The 4507-nt window shown below is 45.1% G+C and carries 4 protein-coding genes; 1 reads left to right on the top strand and 3 read right to left on the bottom strand.

Features of this window, described 5'->3' with window-relative positions; all coding sequences use genetic code 11:
- Positions 1 to 48 precede the first annotated feature (48 nt).
- The 3 genes from QZZ43_RS06175 to QZZ43_RS06165 all read right to left on the bottom strand — a co-directional run bounded on the left by QZZ43_RS06175 (position 49) and on the right by QZZ43_RS06165 (position 3075).
- Positions 49 to 648: a plasmid pRiA4b ORF-3 family protein gene (locus tag QZZ43_RS06175; RefSeq protein WP_291857106.1), complete on the bottom strand. Its 600-nt coding sequence runs from the start codon at positions 646 to 648 to the stop codon at positions 49 to 51.
- 316 nt (positions 649 to 964) lie between these two features.
- Entirely contained in the window at positions 965 to 2470 is a 1506-nt protein-coding gene (locus QZZ43_RS06170) for a Gfo/Idh/MocA family oxidoreductase (protein WP_291857105.1), read from the bottom strand.
- A 140-nt stretch (positions 2471 to 2610) separates the two neighbouring features.
- Positions 2611 to 3075: a DoxX family protein gene (locus tag QZZ43_RS06165; RefSeq protein WP_291857104.1), complete on the bottom strand. Its 465-nt coding sequence runs from the start codon at positions 3073 to 3075 to the stop codon at positions 2611 to 2613.
- 609 nt (positions 3076 to 3684) lie between these two features.
- On the opposite strand from QZZ43_RS06165, the gene QZZ43_RS06160 reads away from it, so the two are divergent.
- Positions 3685 to 4188, top strand: coding sequence for a UpxY family transcription antiterminator (locus tag QZZ43_RS06160; RefSeq protein WP_291857102.1), 504 nt, complete (start codon positions 3685 to 3687; stop codon positions 4186 to 4188).
- Positions 4189 to 4507 lie beyond the last annotated feature (319 nt).

Below are 4507 nucleotides of genomic sequence, written 5' to 3'. Positions count from 1 at the left end.
AAATACCGGTCATTTCCCCGCCCTGAAGGGGCAGATAAGACTATCCCCCTATTCCTCTTCCTCATCGAAAGGCAGCAGGCAACCATAATCATCTTCCAACAATATATCGTTAATCTCCTCCAGATCGAAATATTCGGGATCCAAACCTTCCGGAAACAACGCCTTAAAAAAACGATGTTGCGGATTCGACGGGTCTTTGACAGCCTTCACCATCTCGGCATAGCCGCCGGGTCCACCACAGTCTTCGGGCGGACATTCGCGCGCACCACCGGTACAAAGCGGATAATACTCTATAGGATCAGGCTCTATCTCTTTCTCCAAAATTATGAGGTGATTCCAGTTATCGCCCATATCGTACTGATAAACCATTTCATCTTCAGGTTTACGCAATAAGTCATTAACGCGCACGATGGTATAATCCTGGAAATTGGGGTTGCGAACAAACTCATCATCCGACTGTCCAAACATTCTTCGTCCTTTGCGGAAGAGGTGCAAATGCTGATTTTCCCATCCCATAACGGTCTGAATTACCTTATGAAAATCGTGCAGGAACAGATCTGCAGGAATCTGTAACCTTCGCCAAATAGAGGGTTCGATATCCTGAAGGACTACTTTTACCTGATATATTTGTGGCTTAACCTGATACATATATTCTGATTTTTCTCTATTCTTTATGCCCCTCAAATAAAGGAGGTAATAAAGCTAATTAATTAACGGGAGTAAAGTTACTTAAATCCGGAAGATTTATTTCAATCCGGAAAGGTTCTTTTTTAAAACTCCTGATTTTAGCTATTTGTGTTTAAACCACATAAGGAGTTTTGGGTTTTGAGTTTTGGGTTAACCCTCTAATCCCCTATTTAAGTTCGGACTTTAGCTACCAGCTAACAGCCAAGAGCTAACAGCTACGAGCTAACAGCTAACAGCTACGAGCTACAAGCCAAGAGCTAACAGCTAACCCCCAACATCAAACCACTCTCTCTCCGTCCCATCTCACCACTCTTCCTTCGCGATAAGCAATGGTGGCCATCATAGCGGTAATTCCTTCTTCAAAAGCTTCATCAATGCCACAACTCACTGCTGCGCCTGTACGTATGCCATGGAGCCACTCCGACAAGTGCAGATGTGCAGTATCCACCATACGCCCTCCATGTGAAGTATAAAGCAGTCCGCGTGAAGCAAAATACTTCTCTGTTGCCGAACTGATGGCATCCAGCTGAGCCTGCATATCACGAGTCAGCGCAATAGGTTGATTGGGCAGGATATCTTCGTTGGTAAGATACTCTTCGTACATCTGCGATTCGGAATCCACAAACATTTTAAGCGTTGCACCCACTTCAATGGAAGCCTCATCGCCCATCACTTTCTTGGGACGATAAAAATTGCTGGCCAAAGAAGCTGAATACAAAAGTGAAAAGTTTCTGGACGGATATTCAAGAACCGTTTGCTGAACGTCAGGCACTTCACGACCATCTTTCCAATGATAAATACCGCCGGTGGTCGTCACCAGTTCGGGAATTCCCATATTCAACATCTGATTGATGCTGTCATACTCATGCGTCATCAAATCACCATTGAGGCCTGTTCCATAGTCCCAGAATAAGCGCCAACGAAAGAAATGTTCCTTATTAAACGGAGTATTTGTATTTCTGAGAAAACGCTGCCAGTCCACATTGTGAGGACCGGCCTCTTCAGGAATGTCATACACCCAGGCCCCGTTGGGATCGTTGCGGTTGGTAGTGGTTTCCACCAGGTTGACATTACCCAGCATCCCGGCCTGTACAACCTTTGCAGCCATCCTATTGCTTTCGGCCTGACGGTTTTGATGCCCCAGCTGAAACACTACGCGATTATTTTTCACGGCATCCCGAACTTCATAGACATCATCCAGCGAATGTGACAGGGCCTTCTCACAATAAACATGTTTACCTGCCTTAGCGGCCATCACAGAAACAGGCCCATGCCAGTGGTCACTGGTGGCAATCACCACTGCATCCACGTCCGCCGCAGCTATCAGATCTTCGAACTTCCCGTATTGCTTCACAGGTCGGGAGTTAAAATCAGCCGCTCCCTTACGTTCCCGGTTAGCACCAGCCCGGGAGGCTTCGTCCAGGCGTGGTTTATACAGGTCGCACACCCCTGAAATTTCTATGTTCAAATCAGGTTGTTCCAAAAAAATCTTTCGCTGATTATCGGTCATCCCGTCAATATCTTCAGGAGTCATAAACCCCAGTGATTTCATCAGCTGTTTGCCACGAATGCCAAAACCCACAAGTCCTAACCGAACCTTTTTCCCGCCGGATTCCCGAACCGGTTGCTCCATCCCGGATGGCAATATTTTAGACCTCACAAATCGCTGAAAAGCACTTGTTTCTTCAACTTTTTCGGCGGCCATCTTCCCGGCAAACATATAGCCATAAGCTCCCAAAAAAGGAACGCCGGCAAGGCTTTTTAATAAATCTCTTCTATTCATATTGTCTGATAATTACGTTCGTTTAATTCGTAAGTGAAGGTTGAGACTGAGGTTGAGTATTGCTATTATTTTTTCTCCAACGTTGCCCCGTCAGTCCTTAAGCGAAAAGACTCCATGCCCCATGCTCCAAGCCCCATGCCCTATCCCCCATGCCTCAATCTGTCCATTCCCCAACGCTGCCCGGGCCTTAGTTTAAAAATCACCCAAAGCACCAAAAATAATATCATATTTTTATCAACAATCAGATAATTACCTTCTGCCATTACATCACTGATTTCTCCAAACGGCGGATAGGAGAGGTAAAAAAACACCAGCAATACCATACCCGCCACACATGCCATCCGCTCCAAAAAGCCGATCATCAGTAACAATCCGGTTGCAATAAGCAATATCACCACCCCGTAATTGGAAATGGCAATTAATATTTTGCTTTCGATGACCCACTGAAAAAATGACTGTAAGGGCCCTTCGGACTGAGCAAGATAATATTGTGCTGTCCATCCGGGGGTGAATAACTTGTACAATCCTTCGTGAAGAAAGAGCCAGCCTACTGCAACTCTGAGAATAAAAAGGGGCAGCAACGGCCTGTTGTTGTTTGTTTCCATTTTCTCTATTTTTTCATTTCTTTACAACAAAAATATCTTTTTATCACAAAATGAAACGGTTTTTAGGGTTTTAATTTCACTTCACTATTGTCCGGAAAAACCATTATTATGAAATGAGAGTGCTTCCCGCTTCTTTCCTCGCGGTCGCAACAACGCTGTCTTAAAGGTTCTTAGGAGGTGTGGATGCATAGAATTTTATAATGAGTCTGGCCTCCGGGTTTAGCCGGGGGAATAATAAATCTCCACACTGGTCAGGAGAGCCGGCTTCGAACGGGCTTTTCGAGAAACATTCAAGTAATTGTTGTTTCTTAGAAGCCGGCTCAAAGCCGGCTGGCCGGGAGGTGGATCTGTCTTGCGATACCCCCGGCCTAAAGACCGGGGCTAATCCCATGGGAGACGTTCATAATAAAACAACCTATGGATTTTATGCATGGACTTTTTAATGAGCCTGGCCATCATGATAGATATTTCATAAAACCCAACTATTTATCCTAACAGCTAAGACTCAAAAGCTAACAGCTCCCTCACCCCTCAACCTCATCGCTTTCTGCCCCTCTTGTCCCTTCGGGTTAAAATTTCTATTTTCGCAATGTATAAAAGGAATAAATTTTGGAAAAAAACACTGAACCCAGCTGGTATGCCCTCTACACCAAATCGAGGGCCGAAAAGAAAGTTTACGAGGACCTGAAAAATCAGGGTATAGAGGTGTATCTCCCTCTCAAAAGGGAACAACGGCAGTGGAGTGACCGAAAAAAATGGGTGGAAGTCCCTGTTATCAGTTCCTACATTTTTATAAAAATACACCCTGTGCAGTACCGGGATGTTTTCAATGCCCGGGGGGTGGTGGCTTATGTCTCACACAAAGGAAAGGCGGTTCCAATTCCCGAAAGAGAAATTGAAGCCATGCGTCGTACGGTGGAAAACAAACTCGCTTTCTCGGTAGAATCAGACAGACTCAAAAAGGGTGAGAAAGTCACCATTACCAGTGGGCCCCTCAAAGGCATTGAAGGCGAAGTGGAAAACATTAAGGGAACCAAAAAATTATTCTTACGCATCAGCCATATAGGCTATATGCTCGTGCTTAATCTGGATGAAGTGGAACGGAACCAGTAGCCCCCTTTTTTCTCTTTTATACCTTATATGGTTAAATCCGCTGCTGGACACAAAAAATTAATTCTGAAGAACGGTGTACAACAGAATCACAGGCTGAAAGCCCTACCAACCATAGCCCGGGGCAACGTCCCGGGAAAGAAATTCCCATCATTTCGGGCGCCCTGAAGGGGCAGATAAAAAAAAAAGAAAACACAGAGAACACCGAGAAACACAGAGAGCCCACTTTTCCCTAATATGCCATAGTTGGCTCTTAGCTCTTAGCTCTTAGCTCTTAGCTCTTAGGTCAAACAACCGGGGTTTATGAAATTATCATCATGCT

Origin of the sequence: Marinilabilia sp. (assembly GCF_016278715.1) — a bacterium.
GTDB lineage: Bacteria > Bacteroidota > Bacteroidia > Bacteroidales > Marinilabiliaceae > Marinilabilia.
This window is presented reverse-complemented; position numbering and strand designations above follow the sequence as displayed.